This is a genomic window from Priestia sp. USM5 (assembly GCF_058323215.1).
The window spans coordinates 2,729,679-2,750,134 of record NZ_JBSGKN010000001.1; the positions used below are offsets into that span (position 1 = coordinate 2,729,679).

A 20,456-nucleotide genomic window follows, 5' to 3' on the forward strand; every position below is an offset into this window, starting at 1 on the left:
GATTTTCTCTTCTCCTAGCTTACCTCTGTTTATTTGGGAATATCCTTTTTTCATCAAAAAGGACGCTCACAAGTGCGAGCGTCCTTTGTTATTCACATTAAAATATTTGTCATTCCCCACAGCAGCAAAAAGCTAAGCAAAATGGTCATATTTGAAACGGTCCCGACAAATTTCTGATCGTATTTGAATTCTACTGCGTAAGGTAAAACGGATCCCGCTACGGGTAGAATGAAACAAACTAAAATTGTATACCGGAACATATCTTCAAATGGAAGCAAGAAAAACAGCGCAATTCCTACGCCAAGTCCGATCACGTAGCGAATGCTTAAAAACATGATAATTTTTTTTAAGTAGCTTTTTTGGAACGAAAAATTTAAATATACGCCTAAAAGCAAAAGAGAAAGCGGCATATTCGCTTTAGAGATAATACCTGAGACGTCTAATACATATGCTGGTAAATGAAGGCCTATAATCGCAAGAAGACAAATGATTACATAGGTCAGAAGCGGCATCGATTTTAATACTTTGTATAAAATCTTTTTAAATTCAATGTCAATATCATCCCCTGAGTAGTAGCTGCCAATTACGTAGCATAAAACAAAAATAACAAAAGCATTTCCGACATCAAACATACCAAAGTATTTAAGCCCTTCTTTTCCCCAAATGCCTTCTACTAACGGATAGGCAAACATTCCAATATTAAACCCTGGAATCATCATCGTCAGCATGCCTTTCACCTTTCGCTCATCTTTTCGAAAAACAAAAATTCCGACTGCAGCTAACAGCAAGCCATAGACAATCCCAATAACTAATAGTAAAATAAGCGATCCATCAATTTTAATACTGCTGAATGTAACAATAATCAAGCAAGGCATTGTAATATTAAAAATAATTCTTGCTAAAGCTTCCCCGTCTTTTTGCTGAAGGAGGTTTGTTCGTTTTAGTATGTATCCTAATAGAATAATTGTAATGGAATACAAAAACTGACTGTTAAAGCTACTCATAGACCTACTCCCTTACCTTCTTTTATACTTATTTAATCGATTGTTTTACCCTGTCTTTTTTAATCCTTGTTTCATTATAATATAAGCAGCCTAAAAAGAAACTAGAGAATTGGATGCAGTTTACCTATTTGTCAGACAAAAACAACTTAGAAACAAACGCAAAAACTTTCTTCTAAATTAATTTTAAAACAGGACATTTTTCTTTTTTATGGAATTTACTTAAAAGGTATGAGTATTTTCATGAGGAGGAAGAAACGTGAAACGAAAAATGATAGCGCTTACTTTTTCTGCTGCTCTTTGTTTTTCCGCTTCAGGATCTCTTGCTGAAGCTGCTAACAAAACAGATGTCATTCCAAATGCTGATCAATCAGCAGAAACCTATTTTGACGGAGCGAACGGGAACTGGCTGACGACTAAAAACCCGGCTCAATATCAGCAGGCTACGCTCTATGGAAACATCGGGCTTACTCCTTATAACTGGGGAAAAGCTGAAAATGAATCAGGCTGGTATCGAATCAATCAGCCCGCTGCGGTTAAAGGAACGCAAGTAAATGGAATTTTTGAAGACGCTCAGTTCGTCATCCGGGTTCCTGATAACTGGAATGGAAAACTTGTGGTAGCCGGCATTCCTGCTACGCGCAACGAAACGTCCACCGATTTATTATTCAGCGATTACGTTCTTAAAAAAGGCTATGCGTTTGCTGCAATTGATAAAGGAACACAAGGAGAAAGTGATCCTACCGATCCTTTTGCTAAAGTAAAAAATGCGCTTGCTAATGAAGACGACAGCGTAGCAGAATGGAATATGCGCTATCGTCAAATGACAAAAGCAGCTCAGCAATACTTGACTACTCATTACTCAGACAAACTAATCAATCCGGCTAATCGAAAAAACCCTGCAAGCGATTTGATTCGCAACGATCATAAAGTACCCACGTATGCAATTGGCATTTCAAACGGCGGATACGTTGTCAGATATGCACTTGAACACGACGATCCAAAACAAACCAAAGAGCCTCGTTTATTTGATGGAGGCGTCGATTGGGAAGGCGTATTGTGGAGTGCAAAAGCGCCAAATTTAATCAGCTCACTAACACCGGTTGTAAACAACGCAGAAGAAGCGCTGTACGGAACGGGAAAAGAGCAGAAAAAAGCTATTAAACAAATGTATAAAGCCGGCCTTCCGAAAGGATCAGAAAAACTGTGGAGTTATCATGATCAAGTGTACTGGGCGGTCACTTTAAACATTTACCGTGACCACTTTGATCCGACAGCTCCAGGAAGAACAAACTGGCACAACTATTTAAACTTTACTTCATCAGGCCTGCGCGACCGTTCATGGGACTACATCTTTGAAAACTATCGCTATCAAACCCGTCCAAAAAGCGTAAAAGAAAATGTAGCAAAAGTAGAAAATACGGGCGATATCGATGTGCCTCTTATCAGTATGACTGGCTCTCTCGATTCACTTATCTTCCCGTCTATTCACGCCGAAGGCTATGAAAAACTCGTTAAAAAAGCTGGCAAGGCAAATCTTCATCGCCTTTATACTGTGAAAAACGGAAATCACGTTGATAGCTTAGTGTGGAATAAACAAACGGATCCAAATCAAGAGCTTCAGCCCCTGCTCCCATATGCTCATCAATCTTTTGATTTGTTAGTAGACTGGGTAGAAAATAAAAAAGCAGCGCCTGCAAGTAAAGATATTAAAGCACCTCAAAATAACCTTAAAGTAATCGACATAAAATCCGGGGAAGAAGTAGATCCTCGCTGAGGTTGAGATATAACGAAGTGAATCCAGCCTAAAGACGAACAAATGAGATACATGAGCTGGACTGCTTGTGACACCGCAGTTGATTTCCGTGTAAGGCTTCGCTTTCCGCGGGCGGCCGCTGAGCCTCCTCGTCGCTTGCGCTCCTGCGGAGTCTCACCTGATCCGCTTTTTCCGCAGGAGCCTTTACCTTGCCCTCCAATCAACTGCTAGAGGGAACGAAACAGATAAAACGATATGTACCATCACAAAAAAACGAACCACTATTCAACATGTTGATTAGTGGTTCGTTTTTCACTTGGGCTAAAATACGTTTGTCCTAGCCTCAGTCTTCATAATAATCAAGATAGAGATGACCCGCTGAGTCTGCTTGCCCTAAAAATACTTTGTCGACTGCAGCACCTTTCTCTTTGAGCTGTTCTTTAACCCACGCTACGCTATACCCCAGCTCATGAACCGCTTCTTTCATTATATTTCCATCCATGATAATCGTTTGAGGTAATCTTGTATGTTCTTCTTTCAGTACTAAATCTTCACGCGTAACGTTCTGCTTTTCTTTTTTTAACAGCACGCTTAATTCGCCGTTTGTTTCGAGCATGGCAAAAGCTACGTCTTCCACATAAAAGATGTCTTTTTTCCGAAGCTGTTCCATGAGCTCATCTACGGTATATTTTTCTTTTTTTACATTTTCCTCAAGAATTTTTCCTTCTTTAATGAGGATCGTCGTCGTCCCTTCCACCGCTTTTCGAAAGCTAATACTTTTTAACGATACGTTTGAGACAAAAATAAGAAACGATGCCCACACTAAAATCGCGACTACCCCATGACTTGCCTGTAAATCTACGTCCATTGAAATGGTTCCCGCAATATCTCCAATCGTAATGCCAACGATATATTCAAAAAAAGAAAGTTTGGATAACTGTTTTTTTCCTAACAGCTTTGTAATAAAAAACAAGCCAAGTAAAATCAGCACCGAACGAAGTACTACTTCCATCCAATGATTCAACGCATGCACCTTCTTTACTAAAATTGATGTATCTTTTATTTTGTGCATATTTGTATGTATCAAAGCAGATTTTCATCTTCCATTATTTACATACCTTTCACGGCAGGTTAGAGTAGAAAGAAGTAGGAAACAAATTGGGGGACTTATGATGAACGATGAAGTGTTAACCATATTTAACAACCAACAGCAGCGCATAGGAACAGCGTCTCGCAAAGAAGTTCATGAAAAAGGCTATTGGCACGAAGCGTTTCACTGCTGGTTTGTCAGCCGCGAAAATGATATAGACTATATTTATTTCCAAATTCGCAGCGAGCAAAAGCAAGATTACCCCGGTGCACTCGATATCACAGCTGCCGGACATTTGCTTCATACAGAAACCGCTGAGGACGGTGTAAGAGAAATTCACGAAGAGCTCGGCGTCAACATTTCATTTGATGAATTGCTTCCTTTAGATGTCTTTAAATACGAAGTATCTCAGCCGCACTATGTTGATAAAGAATTTGCACATGTATTTTTATACTACAGCTCTCACCCTCTTAGTGCGTTTACGTTGCAGCAAGAAGAAGTATCAGGCCTTGTAAAAGCGCCTTTTTCTCACTTTTGCGAACTGTGGCTTGGAAATCAAACAGAACTGATCATTGAAGGGATAACAAATGAAAAAGAGCCAATTCACCGTACAGCATATAAAAGTGAATTGGCTCCCCATCCCAAAGCTTACTATAAAACAATTATTGCATGTATTAGTCAGCAGCTGAATTCAGCAGAAAAAGCTTAGAATCCTAAGCTTTTTTTGCTAAAAAAATCATATATGTTGCACTGCCAAGCGCAACAAGCTTGCCGCTGCTGTCTTCAATTTTCACTTCTCCAACAGCAAGCGTTTTGCCGCGGTGAGACAATGTAGACTTTGCAACTAAATATTCGCCTATACCCGGCCTTGTGTAATTTACTTTTAACTCAACTGTACTGGCACTTTCCTCCTCAGAAAGAGAAGAACGCACAGCCGAACCAACAGCCGCGTCGATAAGCGTGGCAATAACGCCTCCATGAACCGTTCCTCTTCCTTGCAGAAGCTGCGGTTGAATCGTAATTTTCAACTCTGCATATCCTTTTTCAAGCAGCGTTTCTTCAATGCCAATATAATCCCAAAACGGAATCATCCCTTTACTCGTTCGTTTCATTAATCTCATCCTTTACATAAATAAGCTATGTAGGAAATTCTAGAAAGGCTGGAGAAATCCTGTTTTTACATACAAAAAGCGCCTGCTCTTTATCTTTAGCAAGCGCTTTTTATTTCTCTATTTTTCAAATAAAAACTGTACTTTGTTTTCTTTCCATTCTAACTTAGCGTTAAAAGTCTTGTCGCCTTTTTTAAAACCTTCAATCAAATCTGTCTGTCCTTCGCTTAACAGCTTTTTTAAATTAGCTTGAGTAACTGTTTTACCTAAAATCTTTTTTGATACGGTAAACGTGCATTTTGTTTTTGCATAGTTTGAGCATCCGTAAAAGGAGCCTTTATCGACTACTTTTCCGTCGCAAAGCTTACATGAACCAAACGATTTAGAAGAAAAATTTTTACCTTTTCCCTTACCTTTTCGCTGAATGGATTCAGTGTCATATCCGCTGAAGTTCCACTTGCTTTCTGCTTCGACAGCGTCTTCAATAATTTTAGCTGACAGTTTCTTTGTTTGTTCCATAAAGGCAGCGGCCGATGCTGCTCCTTCTCCAATTTCAGCTAGACGCTGCTCCCACTTAGCCGTCATTTCTGGTGAAGCTAAAATTTTATCTCCAATCGCGTCAATCAATACCTTTCCTTTATCAGTCGCAAACACTTGGTTTTTTTTCACATCAATATATTTACGATCTTTAAGCATTGTAATGATTCCAGCACGCGTAGCTTCTGTTCCTAACCCTTCTGACTTTGCTAGAATTTTCTCCAGCTCATCGTTATCTAAATGCTTACCCGCTGTCTTCATCAGTGTAATCAACTGACCTTCGGTGTAGCGTTTTGGAGGCTGTGTTTTGCCTTCTTTTACGTCTACTTTAATAACTTTTCCTTCTTCGCCTTCTTGAACATTAGGAAGAATAACGTCGTCATCTTTCTCATTTTGAAAAATTACTTTGCGCCAGCCTTCTTGAATTTGCTGCTTTCCTTTTGAAATAAAAGCTGCTCGCTTTTCCACAAGTGTCGTAATCGTTGTGTAGTCGAAAATCGCTTTTTCGTAGTGTGCCGCAATTAGCCGTCTTACGACTAAGTCGTAAATTTTCTGTTCATCTCCTGACAGTTTACTAGGGTCCTTCACTTGTTCCGTCGGAATAATCGCATAGTGATCGCTTACTTTTTTTGCATTTACATAGCGTTTATTTCCTAGAATTGAAGAGTAAGGAAGCGGAAATAAATGTTCGTATTCAGAAAAAGCACTCAGCTTTTCTAAAATCTCAGGAAACGTTTCTGCTTCACCTTCTGTTACGTAGTTTGAGTCTGATCTCGGATAAGAAACAATTCCCTTCTGGTACAGCCCTTGCAGCACATCAAGCGTCTTTTTAGGAGAAAACTTAAACGCTTTATTCGCGGTTGCTTGAAGTGACGATAGGTTAAATAACAAAGGCGGCTGGAACTCTTTTCGCTCCGTTACGAGTTCATGAACTTCCGCGTCTTTGCCTTCGCAAAACTGAGCAATTTTATACGCCATTTCTTTTTCTTTAAGACGCGACTCTCCGTCTTGATGCCATTTGCCTTCATACTTCTTTCCTTCAATATCAAACTTAGCAAGCACTTCCCAAAAAGGCTCTGATTTAAAATTATCAATTTCTTTTTCACGCTTTACAATCAAAGCAAGCGTTGGTGTCTGCACGCGTCCTGCTGAAAAAACATCTGACATGCCATGCTTTTTTAACAAGATGCTATACACGCGTGAAGCATTCATCCCAACGACCCAATCCGCACATGCTCTTGTATATGCTTCATAATAAAGGTTGCGCGTGTCGCTTTCGTCTTTTAACTGTTGAAATCCATCATAAATGGCTTTTGGTGTTAAAGAAGAAATCCACAACCGTTTCATCGGCTTATGCACACCTGAGAGCTGGATGATATTACGGACGATTAATTCTCCTTCCCGCCCCGCATCTCCCGCATGTATAATTTCTGTGACCGTCGGCTTTTTAAGCAGCTTTTTTACCACTTGAAACTGCTTCGCTTTTGAGCGCGTCACTTCATATTGAAAACGGTCTGGAATCATCGGCAGCGTGTCAATTGACCACTTTTTCCACTCCGGCTTATAATCTTCCGGACTTACAAGCTGACATAAATGCCCCACTGCCCACGTTACATATGCTCCGTCTGTAAACACTTCATTCGGTGGAATCTCTAAATAACCGTCGTGACGCTTCGGCTTAAACTGTGAAGCGAGCGTCGATCCTTGATCCGGCTTTTCTGCAATAATTAACTTCATGTATTTAATCACCCTACATTTCAAATTTCCATGTGAAACTTAGTCAGTTTTATTATTTTATCATAGAAAGAGCTGTTGGAGTATGACTGAGGAGAAAAGTAGCTTAGATGAGAAATACGTATCTCATTTTAAAAACGTGTCGCTCTCCGTTATACCTTTTCAAAAAAAAAAAGCTGTAGATCATTTTCTACAGCTTCGATACACATCTGAATTTTTCTGGCAACAGCCATTATCATATCGACTAAAACAAATCTCCTTTAGCACGCGTTATGAAATAATCACCAACCAAATATACAAACCAACAAGCGTAATAAACAAGGTCGGAATCGTTAAAATAATACCCGTTTTAAGATACGTTCCCCAGGAAATTTTCACGCCTTTTGTTGACAGAACATGAAGCCATAAAAGCGTTGCTAGAGAACCAATCGGGGTAATTTTCGGACCTAAATCCGATCCAATGACGTTTGCATAAACGAGCGCTTCCTTGATTGTGCCAGCTGCGTGTGTTGCATCGATTGCTAGTGCATCAATCATAACGGTTGGCATATTGTTCATAATTGATGAAAGAATAGCGGCAGTGAATCCCATACCAATTGTTGCCGCAAACAGTCCATGACTAGCCGTTGCTTGGATCACATCAGCCAGAATTTCTGTTAAACCAGCATTACGTAAGCCGTATACAACGACATACATGCCGATAGAGAAAAAGACAATCGCCCATGGAGCTCCCTTTAGCACTTTTTTTGTATGAACCGCTCGGCTTTTTTTTGCCATCATCAAAAACAGAATAGCAATAATACCTGCGATGATCGAAACGGGGACGCTAAAGAATTCCCCAATTAAATAGCCTAGCACTAGCAAAACTAAGACAATTCCAGATAGCCGGAACATCTTTTCATCTTTGATGGCATCCACTGGCTTCTGCAAATCTGCTACATTGTATTTCTTAGGAATTCTTTTGCGGAAATACAGATACAAGACCATAATACTTGCAAACAGAGAAACTAAATCTGGAACAATCATGCGTGATGCAAATTCAGAAAAGCTAATGCCAAAGAAGTCGGCTGATACGATATTCACTAAGTTACTAACAACAAGCGGCAGCGAAGTTGTATCCGCAATAAATCCACTTGCGATAATAAACGGAAAAACCATTTTATCGTCGAACTTTAATGCCCGAACCATGGCTAAAACAATGGGTGTTAAAATCAAAGCTGCTCCGTCATTAGCAAATAGCGCTGCTACAACGGCTCCAAGAAGAGATACGTAGACAAACATACGCACGCCGTTCCCTCCTGCAGCTCTAGCCATATGAAGCGCTGCCCATTCAAAGAAACCAATTTCATCTAAAATTAAAGAAATAATAATAATAGCAATAAACGTAAGAGTCGCATTCCACACAATGCTGGTTACCTCAAGAACGTCTTGAAAATCAACAACGCCTGCCAGTAAAGCAAGGATAGCTCCCCCGCAAGCCGACCAGCCGATTGACAAATTCTTCGGCTGCCAAATGACAAAAATTAGTGTTACTAAAAAAATCAATGATGCTAGTACAACCGATGCCACTGTTTAAACCTCCAATTATTCACAACAACTAATACGCAGTCCTTGTTTTTCTAGCTCTTTTAAACGTTCGTCCTGACTTGGTACAGATTCAAGTATACCCAGAACAAATTTATAGTACTGGCTTTCCTTATTAAGAGAATAAAAAACCCATTGCCCTTTTCTTCTTTCCTTCACAAGCTCAGCATCTCTTAATTTTCGCAAATGTTGACTAATTGAAGGTTGGCTAGCTTGATAGATATCTACGAATTCACACACACAGCATTCATTGTTCTCTATTAATTTCACCATCGAAAGCCTTGTTTTATCCCCCAACAATTTTAAGATTTGGGCTGCCTTTTCAATACTATCTATAGATTTTGTACTCATTAATGAACACCTCCTACTCCCTTTCAGCTGATGTATAATAATGGGCTTATGTATTAATGCTTCATTACTATAATTGATTTCTAACTGATTTACAATTTTTTAGTGAACTAAAAGTGATTTAGTAGTTGTTTAAGGATTGGATTTAAGGAAGTATTTTCCCTACTAATTTAAGTCAAATCTAGCATACGATACTATAGGTATGTTTTCTCGTAAAAATGCTCCTAATGTCCTTGGACAAACATACATACTTATTTTGTCTATCTGAATAAAATATAGAGAAAAATAAGAAAGGATGATTACGATTAAAAAACATTATTCCTATTATAATCCGCAAGATGGTAAATATTATGTAGACAAGCCTTACTCTCTTAGAGACGATAAAGTATCCCCCTCTGCTGCCCCTAAAATCCCTTTAAAAAATACAGCCGATAGAGCTTATAAAATCCCTGTATTCCTCAGCCACCCTTCTATGCTTAATGCTACTCAAACAAGATTTCTTAATCGTTTAATTGATGAAATTGAACGTGCTCTTCTTTTCCCTCGTACACTGCCTGATACGGAGCAATATCCTAATAAAACGATTACAAGCGTTCGCCGAATGATCCTCTCTAGCTATGGATTGATTGCGGTGAATATGCAGCAAGTCTTCGCCAATTATACCATGACGAATATTCCCGGCGGTACACCTCCGCCACCATCATGGGAAGGTGCTCCGTTTTTACAAATAGAGCCAAGCATGGGTTACCAACGAGGCCTGCCTTTACTTCTTATCAAAGAATCAGGTGTCAATAGTATAGGCGTATGGAATCCATCAGTAGTTCCGTTCTTTATCATTGAATGGGATTCTTCAAAGCCGCTTGATGAGTTTTTTAACCGTGTTGAATGGAGAGAAATATTTCAAAACTGGATAGCTCAAGTGCGAAATGGCTATTTTATTCAAACACAGCCTTCCTATCGATACGGCCCGGATGATTTATAGAAAGAGTTTCAACCGAAAAGCACTTTCGAAAGCTATTTCTATAAAACAAGTTGGAATGCGAGGTGAATATAATTGACTTTAATTAATAGTGGGACATGCGTAGGAGTTCTATATCGAGCTAATGCCGGTGCCTCTTGCAGAAACGGGTACTGTGTTCATAATGGAAGATTAGTAGGGGGCGTCATAAGCTCAAATGCCGGTATCTTAACGGTTACAAGAAGCATCGATAACACAAAGTTACAGACTTATAACGGTATTCTACTTAGCCACCGAGCCGTAAACCGAACGACAGGGCAAGTCACGCAGCAATATTTGTATTTTAGAAAAAATCAATTGGAAAAAGTAGAAGTTACGCCTTATACACAATATAGTGACCCTAGTTGCCAAAGAGAAAATCATTACAACATTCCCAATGTTATCTACCCCGGTGAATGTGTAGGAATCAGATATCGGTCAGGAGATGAATGGCATATAGGAAACGGGCGATATCTATATTGGACAGGCCAAGTGAATCACTGTATATTTGATGAACGTCCGCAAAGTACAAATAGACAATTTTTACGTCAGATTTGGTACGTACACTGGATACTTGACCCAAAAAACGAACGAAATATTATACCTCAAAAGACCTCCAGAGGACCTGGATCTCCAAGAGGTGAACGTAGAATTTATGCTTTTAAAAATGTAATTCCAGCTAACGGTGAGACCGTCCTTGTAAAAGCTGCTTCTCCTGTGAATTCTGCTTCTTGGCCTTTTCGTATTATCTATCAGTGAGAAAAATAGAGAATAATCCTTAATGCTATTACAACTCCCATCCTCCACCTAGTTTCCTCTCAAAATCCCACAAATAGGCCGAGGTTAATTTGAACTGCCCCTCCAATGGTTAACCATTGGAGGGGCAGTTTCTTATGACTTTCTGTTTTTATTTGTCCATACGCTTCTCTACTTTATTTCCTTGTACTGCTTCCCTTTTTCTCTTTTTTGTAAGAAAATAGAGGCACTAATCCAAGAGGTAATCGGAATAATAATGGCTACACCAATGCCCCCGCTTAAAATAGAAATGACTTCTGCACAAAAGGTTTTTGAATTGATAATGTCTCCAAACGAATACGACAATCTCTTAAACCAGATAATTAACGACAAATATCCGCCTACAAAGGCAAAATACAGTGTATTGGTTGTGGTGCCCAAAATATCTCTTCCGATTTTCAAACCAGAATTGAAGAGATTCTTTTTAGTTACGGACGGATCATGAACAAATAATTCATTCATAGAAGACGAAATAGATAGCGAAATATCAATGATCGCTCCTATGGCACCCATAATAATTGTACAAATGGCTATTTTAGCAAAGTCAATTCCAACATAAAGTGAAAAAGCGTTAATTTCTTCTTCCTGTTCTTCTCCAAATCCTTGAATCATTGCATGATGTTCAATAATAAAAATAAAGAGTACTAAAACAGCTAAGGTAATAATCGTTGAAACAAACGCAGCAAGCGTTTTATGATTGAATTTATTAATATAAAATAAATTAATGCAGCTAATGATTGTACAAGCGATTAACGTAACAACAATCGTATTTTTTATAGACAGCATAAAGAGAATGGTGAGAAAAATAACGCCAAAATTCAAGAACAGCGCAAGGAAAGACCGGATTCCTTTTTTTCCGCCCACAATACTCATCAGAATAAATAAAATAAGAGCAAGCAATAGTAAAACGTTCACTTTCTGTTCCCCTTTCTAAAAATAAAAAGAATCGAAAGATAGAGTGTAATGGGAATCGTTAACACAATACCAATGCTGCCAGTAAGAGCACGGATTAACTCCAAGGAGAAATTCATCGAAAACGTATATCCTAAAGGAGAGCCATTCTTTAAATAAAGAAGAACCATTGGGATTGTTCCGCTTATATATGAAAAAAATAAAATATTCGTCATAGCTCCCATGATGTCTCCGCCAATTTCTTTGCCTGATTTCAGTAAATCTTTGCGCGCAATCTCTTTATTTTTTTCATATAGTTCATAGACAGAAGAAGTAATCGTAATCGCTACATCCATAACAGCTCCTAAAGATCCTATTAATACCTCACTCATAAATATTTTTTGAGGAGGAATCGTTACAAACTCCATTCCTTCATAATGAAGGCCATTAGAATCTGTCAGTTGCATGACACCATACGCGATTAAAAGAGAAACAAATGTACCTATTAAAGTTGAAATAATCGCTACATGCGTTTTTTCTTTATTACCGCTTACTAATAACAAAGAAATAACCGTAAAAAGAACGACAGCTACCATACATACAGCTAGCAAGCTCACATTTCCTAGTGCTAAATATACATTGAGGGCCCCGATTAAAAGAACAATATTAATAAATAAGCTAATGATTGAATAAAAACCTTGTTTTCTTCCAATAGCCAGCAAAATTAATATAAATAAACCAGCGACAGCGGTAACCTGCTTGTCCCGCTTCACTCCTTCAATCGTTCCATTTAGAGCATGCTGTGAATTCTTTTCTAAGGAGACAAAAAGATCTGTTCCGACAGTATACTTTTGATCATAAGCACCTGAATACGAGTACGTATTCTCTAAATGGATAAGCCTTCCTTTATATTTTCCGTTCATTATTTTAGCAACAATTTCCTGAGAGTATACGGTATCTTTGTTATGGTTTAAATCAGCAGATTTGTTTTTTTCTACAACATTCGTCTTCACTACCTCAGCTATTGGTTTTTTATAAAGAGAATAATTGTGGTTTGTTACAACGAGCGCTATACACAAACAGCAAATCCCTAATATGTAGAGAAAAATTTGTTTCCGTGATGACTTATTGGACTTTATTTTCGAAAAAAGGTTCCTTATGTGCTGAGCATACAAAGTAGACATAAATACTTTCCTTTCTGGTTATCAGTTGAACGCAGAGCTTTTGAACATGAAGAGACTGCAAAGAGATCCAAATTCCCTTTGCAGTCTTTTCATTCGTTTATTATGAGCGTTATAGAGCAAGACATACTCCAAGTACACAAGACGCTTAAACCTACTGTTTTTTCCCTTCCGTACTGTATCAGAGAAAAATGAAATTATAGTGAAAACATAGAACGATTTATCTACTTCACTAGTTTTTTATGACTATCTTATATAATCATAGGAATATAAAAACAAATAGAAAACTGGCTGCGCTATAATAAGTTGACTTTATAGCTACTAATTAGTTATAAAGCTCATGAAAAGCGACAAATAGTTGCTAAAAACAAGGAGGTTATTTCATGTTAACGAAAAAAACACTTGTCATGCTTTCTACTCTTACGCTTGCAACAACATGCGTAGCATTCAGCACTCCAACTACTGAAGCAGCTGCTAAAGATGCCTACTCACAAAAAATTGAAGCTAAAGCAGAAACGAGGCCTACGCTTCGTAAAGGTTCCCACTCTAGCTACGTAAGAGACTTACAGCAAAGTTTAAAGGATGTGAAGTATAACACATCAGTTGATGGAATTTTCGGTACGCGAACGCAAAATGTAGTAAAAGAATTTCAAACCGATCACCGCTTGTCTCCAGATGGTATTGTTGGTCCCTTAACATGGGCAGCTTTAGATGAGAACAAGGTAGAAAGAAAGCAATTTCCTGTCAGCACGGCTATTGCATTCGGTAAAAAAGAACTCGGTGACAACATTGTCTTCAGTACAGACGACCGCTTACGGAAAGATAACAACGATAAAGCTTACTATAGATTCGTAGCAAAAAATAAAGACTGGATGGATCAAGGGGGATCAGGTACCATAGGCTGGTATCATATTTACAAAAGTGGAGATGTGATTGAAGAATCCAATTAAATCTATTTGCAGATAACGGTTCGAAAAAAGCCTTTATAATCACTCTTTTGAGTGATTTACTGCCCGCCTTACAGAATGCTAAAATTTAAAGGAATCATTCCGTAGGTATTTTACTTGAACAAAAACAGCTGCTACTCCCCGTAGCTGTTCTTGTTATTTTTTTAAGTAAACATACAAAAAGCAGCATGTAAACATTCCACACGCTGCTTTTTGCAATTACATGACTACTCTGCGGGTCGAGGTCCTGCTTCTCGTCCTGAGCTTTCTACCGTTAGTATTGGCCGAACGGTGACATCTTCATTTACACGAATTTGGCATGATAAGCGCAAATGATCTTCAATTGAACTTTCTGAGTATGCATTTTTCTCTGCGTTTGTTAAGTCACAATATTCACCTTCGAGCACTTCTACCCTGCAAGTTGTGCATTTGGCTTTTCCGCCGCACCGATGAAGAATATTTATACCATTGTCTTCAAGTGCCAAGACAAGCTTTTTTCCTTTTTCCACTTCAAAACTTCCGTGTCCTAAAACGGTTACTCTTGGCATGTATCTCCCTCTTTCCCTCTACTGTGTACAAGCGATTTGAATTACACTCTATGCAGTTTTTTTATTGCATGCCTAAGTTGCAATCCATTATTTCTACTGATTGCGACGTCTGTTGTACGTTGCAAGCTCCTTTTACATGCCTAAATCCAATTAAGAAGACCATCATTTTGTAATACGGCCACTAAAACGACAAGCCCAAGTATAATAACAGGTATCAGTGCTTTTAAAATTTGGTACTTAGATAATTCTATGCGCTGAGGTTCCTTTAACAAATGACTTTGATTTAACTCAGTATTGGTTTCACTTTCTTTATGATTCATGTTCCTCTGCCTTTCTATTTTTTATAGTGCGATTCATGTCTACTTCTGCTGAAATCACAAAAATAGACATAGAATTTCTTCATAAAAACCATCTTAACCTTTTTAAGAACATGCTATACCAACAATGCTATTTTAAAACAAGTCCCTATCGCATGTTTCAAACAAACAAACTCACCTTGTTTCTTTTCTTAATAGCGTCAGATCAGAAGACTAGACTTTTTCACATGACTAAATGCATGAGCAAGGTCGTTATTTATAATCAAAAGTAAAACCCCATAACGAGTCATGGGGTTTTACTTCGTACGTTGATTTTTTGGAATTTTAATTTGTTTAATATCTCCCAGCACGTAAATATAAAAAATTAACCCTAGCAACAATACAATTCCCGCTACAATAAAGCTTAGATTAAAAGAACCAGTTTTATCCAAAAGATATCCCGTTAAAGCTGTCGCTATAATTCCACCAAACAAATTATTAGCTAAATTAACAATAGAACTGAGAAGAGAAATAGAGCCTGCAGGCGCAATTTCAGCGGAAATAGACCAGCCGATTGGTGCCGTTGCAGATATACCTGCCAGTCCAATCGAAATACAAATCATCGCTACGACGACATTATCGGTGAAAATAGAGCCTAAAAACACAAACCCTAAGCATAACCCTACTATAATGATCGTACGATATACGTTTTGACTGTTATACCCTTTTTTTATAAGGTAATCAACAAGCCAGCCGCCAACTAAAATGCCAGCAAATGTAGCAATTAGCCAAGGTACTGCCGTAAGCAGGCCCGATGACATGATATCCATACCGTATTTTTCTTTTAAAAAAGTTGGCAGCCACGTTAACAGTAAATTAAACGTATATCCATAGCCTGTAAACCCAATCATTAGCCCCCAAACTTTCCGATTCGTAAATAATACTTTTAAGGTATGTAAAAATTTTGATGTTTGCTCATCGTTTGCATTTAAATTATTTTCTTGAATATACTTCAACTCATCATCTGATATGCGTCTATGCTTTTCTGGCTTTTCGTAATAAAACCAAAACAGCAGCGTAAACAGCACGTTTATAATTCCAATGGATAAAAATGCTGTGCGCCAATCAAATTTGGTGATGAGAAATGCTACAAGAGGCGCGCCAAGTACATTTGAAAATTTGGCCGCTGAATCAAACAAAGAATTTGGTAAGCTTCTTTCGTTTGGAGGAAACCATAGCGACGTAGCTTTTGATGCTGCCGGAAATGCGGAAGCACTCATTATTCCTATTAAAAACCGGACAATATAGAGAAGAAGTTTTCCTTGCAAAAAAGCCATCGACATCGTTAATAAACTCCAAATAACCATACCGACTCTTGTCACCCATGCTACTCCGAACCGATCAAGCAAGCTTCCAGCAGGTATTTGCATGATCGTATAAGAATACGTATAAATAGAAAAGACAATTCCAAGCTCTGTTCCCGTTAAGTGAAATGCATCTTGTATTGCAGGAGCGGCCACTGACACCGCTACACGATCAAAATAGTTTAAAATAATCATACTGCTTAACAAAGATGAAATGAACCATCGTGTGCGTCCTGTTCGCTTTACTGTATGTTCACTCATAGCTAGCTCCTTTCATCAGTAGTTTGTTCGTTTTATTACCGTAGCATTCTACTTAATACCACAGCTAGAAGACACTACATAAAATCTAAGCTCACCATACCCATAAAAAATCCGAACAATGAATCGAGATTCTCAATCAAGAATCTTGATTCATCGTTCGGATCTTCTTTCACCAAAAATACTTTTGTCCAGCCTTTTTTCTCGCTAACAGTCTATTTTGCTGAAAGCTCATCTTCCGTTACCCACTTATGATTTTTCACTTTCTCTCCGCCTGTAGTCGGCGTGTAGTCTACCATATATACCGTTGTTTTTTCGGCTGAATCGATCGTTGCTTTTGCCCCTTTCATACCTTTCATATGATTTGCTTCAAGCGTCACTTCGCTACCTGGCTTTAACTGTTCGTTACCCGCATCTTTTATTTCTTCTTGAATAACCCACTTATGATTTTTTACTTTTTTTCCGCCAGTCTTTGGCGTATACGAAACGGTATAGGCCGTAGTGGCGTAAGCACCAACAATTGTTGCTTCAGCCCCGTTCATGCCTTTCATATGATCTGCTTTTATAACGGCTTTATCTCCAACTTTATATGTTGGATTCTCAGCTTGCTTTAATCCTTTTGGAACCTCTCCTGAACTAGAGTGATTCATCTCTGAATGATCGTGCATGGATTCGTTTTTGTCAGTTGAAGGCTTTTCATGACTAGAATCGTTTCCGCATCCGCTTAGTCCAATAATGACAGATGCACCAAGAATAAATAGCTGTTTTTTCATAACAGTCCCTCTTTTCCACATAATAAATTTTAAAATAAAAATCATTTAATCCTTAAAAACAACTTATCTTTGCCTACTCTTCTACTTTTCTTTATTGTAGCCAGACTTTGTGCAGATTTTGTGAAGATGAAGGTAATTGGGTACGAAAAATTCCTGTGCCTAAAAAAGGCCTTCGTATGAAACACTTACCACAAGGAAAAAGTATAAAAATAAAAGGAGGAAAGAAACATGCTAAAAATACGCTTTGCTCTATCCTCACTCTTACTTGCGTTTAGCTTGGTGATGGGAGCCCCCTTTGCTTCTGCACACTCCACGCTCTCATCCAGCGTACAAAAAATAGAAGTAACGTCCATTAAAATGAAAACGCTCAAAACATTTATCGATGAACAAGATATAAATGCATTCACCAATAGTATAAAAAAGGCACAGCATATGAACATTCTCTTAGATGAAGAATCTGCTGGGAGTATTGATTGCAAAATGACCATTACCTATGGAGATGGTTCTAGCCGTCATTATTTCATTTGGATTATGGATGATGGACGCGATGTGTTAATTGCTCATCAAAAGTATCCCGAGGACCTTCATCTTAAAGGGTATGAATTAAGCCAAAAAAATTCCTTGCACCTAACAAAGCTGCTAAAGAATATTCTTTAGCAGCTTTGTTTTACATCACTTTCACCGAGAGTGGCTCGATGACTCCAATATTTTTTAGTTTATATTGCCCACATAGCATATACTGCTATGACTGCGAGCACGTACAAAATAGCTGAGATGATCCACTTTTTCATATCTTATAGCCTCACTCTCTGCAATCGCAGTGCATTTAATACAACCGATACAGAACTAAAGGCCATCGCGGCTCCAGCGACCCAAGGAGCTAACAGCCCAACTGCTGCAATTGGAATACCAAGGGTGTTGTAGCCCATTGCCCAGAATAAGTTTTGCTTAATATTAGAAATCGTTTTTTTACTCATTTCAATCGCATCTGCAATGCTCATCAAGTCTCCTCGCATCAGCGTAATATCAGCGGCTTCCATCGCTACATCCGTTCCTGTTCCGATGGCCATTCCAATATCAGCTAACGCAAGTGCAGGAGCATCGTTAATACCGTCTCCTACCATTGCGACTTTTTTACCTTGCTGCTGAAGCTTTTTCACTTCTTCTGCTTTTCCTTCTGGCAACACTTCTGCTATAACATGCTCAATACCCGCTTGCATCGCAATAGCCTGAGCTGTTTGACAATTATCACCTGTAATCATCATCACTTCTAAGCCCATTTCTTTTAACCTGGAAACTGCTTCTTTAGAAGTTGCTTTAATGGTATCTGCAACAGCAAGCATGCCGGCATATTTTCCGTCAAGAGCAACGAGCATGGCCGTTTTTCCTTCTCGTTCTAAATTTGTCATTTCTTCTAAAGCTGCATCAATATTCACTTTATGTTGGTTCATAAGCTTTCTTGTTCCTACTAACAGCTCTCGTTCTTGTACAGTTGCCCTTACTCCATGCCCTGGAATCGCTTCAAAAGATAACGGATCTTGAATTTCTATACCTTTATTTTTTATACCTGCTACGAGTGCTTGAGCTAGAGGATGCTCCGATAAACGCTCAGCTGATGCAACTAACTGTAATAGCTCATTTTCTTCGTAGCCCTGTGCAATACGTACATCGGTTAGCTCAGGCGTTCCATTTGTAACAGTTCCCGTTTTATCTAAAAGAATCGTATCGATTTTATGCGTCGCTTCTAAATGCTCGCCGCCTTTAAACAAAATACCAAATTCTGCTGCGCGGCCCGACCCCGCCATAATGGAAGTTGGAGTAGCTAAACCTAATGCGCATGGACATGCGATCACTAATACGGCGATAAGCTTTTCTAAAGCCGGTGCAAATTCGCCAGGCACAATCCAAATGTACCAGACAAAGAACGTAAGAAGAGCAATTCCAACCACAATTGGCACGAATATACCTGAAATATAATCAGCTAATCTCTGAATAGGGGCTTTAGACCCCTGCGCTTCTTCTACTACTTTAATAATTTGCGCAAGCGCCGTCTCTTTTCCAACGTTTGTAGCTTTTATTTTTAGAAAACCATTTTTATTGAGTGTGGCTCCAATTACTTTATCTCCAATGCTTTTATCTACCGGTACGCTTTCCCCTGTCAGCATGGACTCATCTAAAGCCGATTGTCCTTCAATAATCTCTCCGTCTACAGGTACTTTTTCACCGGGTTTAATAAAAATAACTTCGCCTTTTTGCACTTCTTCCACTGGAATTTCAATTTCCGCTCCGTCTCTTACTACAACGGCCGTTTTAGCTTGTAAACCCATCATCTTTTTAATTGCTTCTGAAGAACGGCCTTTGGCATTGGCTTCAAATAATTTCCCTAAAAGAATCAGCGTAATTAATATAGCACTCGTTTCATAGTAAAGCTGAGTAGTATGAGCAGATGAGCCAAGCGATTTAAGAGAAGAGTATAAACTATAGAAATAAGCTGCGCTTGTACCTAGTGCTACTAAAACATCCATGTTGGCACTTTTGTTACGAAGAGCTTTAAATGCACCTATATAAAATTGCTTCCCTACGACGAATTGAACAGGCGTAGCTAAAGCGAGCTGAACCCATGGATTCATCAGCATATGAGGCAAAGGAATAAACGACGTAAACGTAAAATGACTAACCATTGCCCATAATAACGGTACGCTTAAAATAAATGAAAACCAAAACTTTCCTTTTTGTTTACTCAGTTCTTTTTCTCTGTAGCTTTGCTCTTCTTCTTTTTCTTCTGACTTTAGCTTGGCTCCGTATCCAAGCTTTTCAACTCGCTGCGTTATGTCTTGCGGATCTATTTGAGAAGGGCTGTATTCAACAGAAGCCGTTTCTAAAGCAAGGTTAACACTTGCCTTTGTCACGCCTTCTAATTTGTTTAACCCTTTTTCAATACGAGTCGAACAAGCGGCGCACGTCATGCCCGTAATAGCAAATTCGGCTTTTTCACTTACAACTCCGTACCCAAGCTTTTCGATTTTTTCTTCAAAGGCCTGTGGACTTGTTTTAGACGGATCAAATATGATAGTAGATCTTTCCAAAGCCAAATTCACGTTTGCTTCTTTTACACCTTCTATTTTTTTTAACCCTTTTTCAATCCGGTTAGAACACGCTGCGCATGTCATACCCGTAATTTGCAAGGTGGCTTCTTTTTGTTTGTCACTCACCGCGTTTCGCCTCCTGTTATATACCTACAAGGGGT

20 protein-coding genes are annotated in these 20,456 nt (G+C 38.7%); 6 read left to right on the forward strand and 14 right to left on the reverse strand.

Going from position 1 to position 20,456, the window contains the following annotated elements:
- Positions 1-92: 92 nt before the first annotated feature.
- The gene (locus tag ACWATA_RS14745; RefSeq protein WP_028413669.1) at positions 93-1,004 is read right to left on the reverse strand and encodes an AEC family transporter; all 912 of its coding nucleotides are present in this window, start codon (positions 1,002-1,004) and stop codon (positions 93-95) included.
- A gap of 256 nt (positions 1,005-1,260) precedes the next feature.
- Here ACWATA_RS14745 and ACWATA_RS14750 point away from each other — a divergent pair, with 256 nt between their 5' ends.
- On the forward strand, positions 1,261-2,778 hold the full coding sequence (locus ACWATA_RS14750) for a peptide chain release factor 2 (RefSeq protein WP_029714861.1): 1,518 nt from the start codon (positions 1,261-1,263) through the stop codon (positions 2,776-2,778).
- On the opposite strand, the gene ACWATA_RS14755 is transcribed toward ACWATA_RS14750, so the two are convergent.
- Both ACWATA_RS14755 and ACWATA_RS14760 read right to left on the reverse strand, forming a co-directional pair.
- Positions 2,721-2,981, reverse strand: a complete 261-nt coding sequence (locus ACWATA_RS14755; RefSeq protein WP_205689695.1) for a hypothetical protein — start codon at positions 2,979-2,981, stop codon at positions 2,721-2,723. The genes ACWATA_RS14750 and ACWATA_RS14755 overlap by 58 nt on opposite strands.
- Before the next feature lie 119 nt (positions 2,982-3,100).
- Complete coding sequence (locus tag ACWATA_RS14760; RefSeq protein ID WP_228123063.1) at positions 3,101-3,790, reverse strand: DUF421 domain-containing protein; 690 nt, start codon at positions 3,788-3,790, stop codon at positions 3,101-3,103.
- A gap of 136 nt (positions 3,791-3,926) precedes the next feature.
- On the opposite strand from ACWATA_RS14760, the gene ACWATA_RS14765 reads away from it, so the two are divergent.
- On the forward strand, positions 3,927-4,556 hold the full coding sequence (locus ACWATA_RS14765; protein ID WP_473049929.1) for an NUDIX hydrolase: 630 nt from the start codon (positions 3,927-3,929) through the stop codon (positions 4,554-4,556).
- Between the two features lie 4 nt (positions 4,557-4,560).
- On the opposite strand, the gene ACWATA_RS14770 is transcribed toward ACWATA_RS14765, so the two are convergent.
- From ACWATA_RS14770 to ACWATA_RS14785, 4 genes are all read right to left on the reverse strand, one after another.
- The gene (locus ACWATA_RS14770; RefSeq protein ID WP_033578746.1) at positions 4,561-4,959 is read right to left on the reverse strand and encodes a PaaI family thioesterase; all 399 of its coding nucleotides are present in this window, start codon (positions 4,957-4,959) and stop codon (positions 4,561-4,563) included.
- Positions 4,960-5,076: 117 nt separating this feature from the next.
- Positions 5,077-7,230: a DNA topoisomerase III gene (locus tag ACWATA_RS14775; protein ID WP_226556210.1), complete on the reverse strand. Its 2,154-nt coding sequence runs from the start codon at positions 7,228-7,230 to the stop codon at positions 5,077-5,079.
- A 267-nt stretch (positions 7,231-7,497) separates the two neighbouring features.
- Positions 7,498-8,796 carry an arsenical efflux pump membrane protein ArsB gene (locus ACWATA_RS14780; protein WP_049164184.1) on the reverse strand — a complete coding sequence of 433 codons (1,299 nt, stop codon included), beginning with the start codon at positions 8,794-8,796 and terminating at the stop codon, positions 7,498-7,500.
- A 15-nt stretch (positions 8,797-8,811) separates the two neighbouring features.
- On the reverse strand, positions 8,812-9,162 hold the full coding sequence (locus tag ACWATA_RS14785) for an ArsR/SmtB family transcription factor (RefSeq protein ID WP_028413676.1): 351 nt from the start codon (positions 9,160-9,162) through the stop codon (positions 8,812-8,814).
- Positions 9,163-9,454: 292 nt separating this feature from the next.
- Here ACWATA_RS14785 and ACWATA_RS14790 point away from each other — a divergent pair, with 292 nt between their 5' ends.
- Both ACWATA_RS14790 and ACWATA_RS14795 read left to right on the forward strand, forming a co-directional pair.
- Entirely contained in the window at positions 9,455-10,141 is a 687-nt protein-coding gene (locus tag ACWATA_RS14790) for a hypothetical protein (protein ID WP_228307684.1), read from the forward strand.
- Between the two features lie 72 nt (positions 10,142-10,213).
- Positions 10,214-10,915: a hypothetical protein gene (locus ACWATA_RS14795; protein ID WP_155010197.1), complete on the forward strand. Its 702-nt coding sequence runs from the start codon at positions 10,214-10,216 to the stop codon at positions 10,913-10,915.
- A gap of 168 nt (positions 10,916-11,083) precedes the next feature.
- Here the strand turns inward: ACWATA_RS14795 and ACWATA_RS14800 are convergent, their stop codons facing one another.
- Positions 11,084-11,866, reverse strand: coding sequence for a YibE/F family protein (locus ACWATA_RS14800; RefSeq protein WP_462857125.1), 783 nt, complete (start codon positions 11,864-11,866; stop codon positions 11,084-11,086).
- Entirely contained in the window at positions 11,863-13,026 is a 1,164-nt protein-coding gene (locus ACWATA_RS14805) for a YibE/F family protein (RefSeq protein ID WP_487725552.1), read from the reverse strand. The genes ACWATA_RS14800 and ACWATA_RS14805 overlap by 4 nt, the downstream gene beginning before the upstream one ends.
- A gap of 380 nt (positions 13,027-13,406) precedes the next feature.
- On the opposite strand from ACWATA_RS14805, the gene ACWATA_RS14810 reads away from it, so the two are divergent.
- Entirely contained in the window at positions 13,407-13,973 is a 567-nt protein-coding gene (locus ACWATA_RS14810) for a peptidoglycan-binding domain-containing protein (RefSeq protein ID WP_033578741.1), read from the forward strand.
- 224 nt (positions 13,974-14,197) lie between these two features.
- Here the strand turns inward: ACWATA_RS14810 and ACWATA_RS14815 are convergent, their stop codons facing one another.
- The 4 genes from ACWATA_RS14815 to ACWATA_RS14830 form a co-directional block, all read right to left on the reverse strand.
- Entirely contained in the window at positions 14,198-14,518 is a 321-nt protein-coding gene (locus tag ACWATA_RS14815) for a 2Fe-2S iron-sulfur cluster-binding protein (RefSeq protein WP_014460509.1), read from the reverse strand.
- Between the two features lie 140 nt (positions 14,519-14,658).
- On the reverse strand, positions 14,659-14,838 hold the full coding sequence (locus ACWATA_RS14820; RefSeq protein WP_028413682.1) for a hypothetical protein: 180 nt from the start codon (positions 14,836-14,838) through the stop codon (positions 14,659-14,661).
- Positions 14,839-15,131: 293 nt separating this feature from the next.
- Positions 15,132-16,439: an MFS transporter gene (locus ACWATA_RS14825; protein ID WP_028413683.1), complete on the reverse strand. Its 1,308-nt coding sequence runs from the start codon at positions 16,437-16,439 to the stop codon at positions 15,132-15,134.
- Positions 16,440-16,651: 212 nt separating this feature from the next.
- Entirely contained in the window at positions 16,652-17,209 is a 558-nt protein-coding gene (locus tag ACWATA_RS14830; RefSeq protein WP_473049930.1) for a YdhK family protein, read from the reverse strand.
- 228 nt (positions 17,210-17,437) lie between these two features.
- On the opposite strand from ACWATA_RS14830, the gene ACWATA_RS14835 reads away from it, so the two are divergent.
- Complete coding sequence (locus ACWATA_RS14835) at positions 17,438-17,866, forward strand: YhfM domain-containing protein (protein WP_014460513.1); 429 nt, start codon at positions 17,438-17,440, stop codon at positions 17,864-17,866.
- 137 nt (positions 17,867-18,003) lie between these two features.
- Here the strand turns inward: ACWATA_RS14835 and ACWATA_RS14840 are convergent, their stop codons facing one another.
- Positions 18,004-20,421, reverse strand: coding sequence for a heavy metal translocating P-type ATPase (locus ACWATA_RS14840; protein WP_473049931.1), 2,418 nt, complete (start codon positions 20,419-20,421; stop codon positions 18,004-18,006).
- Between the last annotated feature and the right edge of the window lie 35 nt (positions 20,422-20,456).

What these genes read in the sequence shown, in the direction of transcription:
- ACWATA_RS14745 (WP_028413669.1), bottom strand. Translation starts at nt 1,004, where the DNA reads ATGAGTAGCTTTAACAGTCAGTTTTTGTATTCCATTACAATTATTCTA.
- ACWATA_RS14765 (WP_473049929.1), top strand. Translation starts at nt 3,927, where the DNA reads ATGATGAACGATGAAGTGTTAACCATATTTAACAACCAACAGCAGCGC.
- ACWATA_RS14770 (WP_033578746.1), bottom strand. Translation starts at nt 4,959, where the DNA reads ATGAAACGAACGAGTAAAGGGATGATTCCGTTTTGGGATTATATTGGC.
- ACWATA_RS14775 (WP_226556210.1), bottom strand. Translation starts at nt 7,230, where the DNA reads ATGAAGTTAATTATTGCAGAAAAGCCGGATCAAGGATCGACGCTCGCT.
- ACWATA_RS14785 (WP_028413676.1), bottom strand. Translation starts at nt 9,162, where the DNA reads ATGAGTACAAAATCTATAGATAGTATTGAAAAGGCAGCCCAAATCTTA.
- ACWATA_RS14790 (WP_228307684.1), top strand. Translation starts at nt 9,455, where the DNA reads ATGATTACGATTAAAAAACATTATTCCTATTATAATCCGCAAGATGGT.
- ACWATA_RS14805 (WP_487725552.1), bottom strand. Translation starts at nt 13,026, where the DNA reads ATGTCTACTTTGTATGCTCAGCACATAAGGAACCTTTTTTCGAAAATA.
- ACWATA_RS14810 (WP_033578741.1), top strand. Translation starts at nt 13,407, where the DNA reads ATGTTAACGAAAAAAACACTTGTCATGCTTTCTACTCTTACGCTTGCA.
- ACWATA_RS14815 (WP_014460509.1), bottom strand. Translation starts at nt 14,518, where the DNA reads ATGCCAAGAGTAACCGTTTTAGGACACGGAAGTTTTGAAGTGGAAAAA.
- ACWATA_RS14820 (WP_028413682.1), bottom strand. Translation starts at nt 14,838, where the DNA reads ATGAATCATAAAGAAAGTGAAACCAATACTGAGTTAAATCAAAGTCAT.
- ACWATA_RS14825 (WP_028413683.1), bottom strand. Translation starts at nt 16,439, where the DNA reads ATGAGTGAACATACAGTAAAGCGAACAGGACGCACACGATGGTTCATT.
- ACWATA_RS14830 (WP_473049930.1), bottom strand. Translation starts at nt 17,209, where the DNA reads ATGAAAAAACAGCTATTTATTCTTGGTGCATCTGTCATTATTGGACTA.
- ACWATA_RS14835 (WP_014460513.1), top strand. Translation starts at nt 17,438, where the DNA reads ATGCTAAAAATACGCTTTGCTCTATCCTCACTCTTACTTGCGTTTAGC.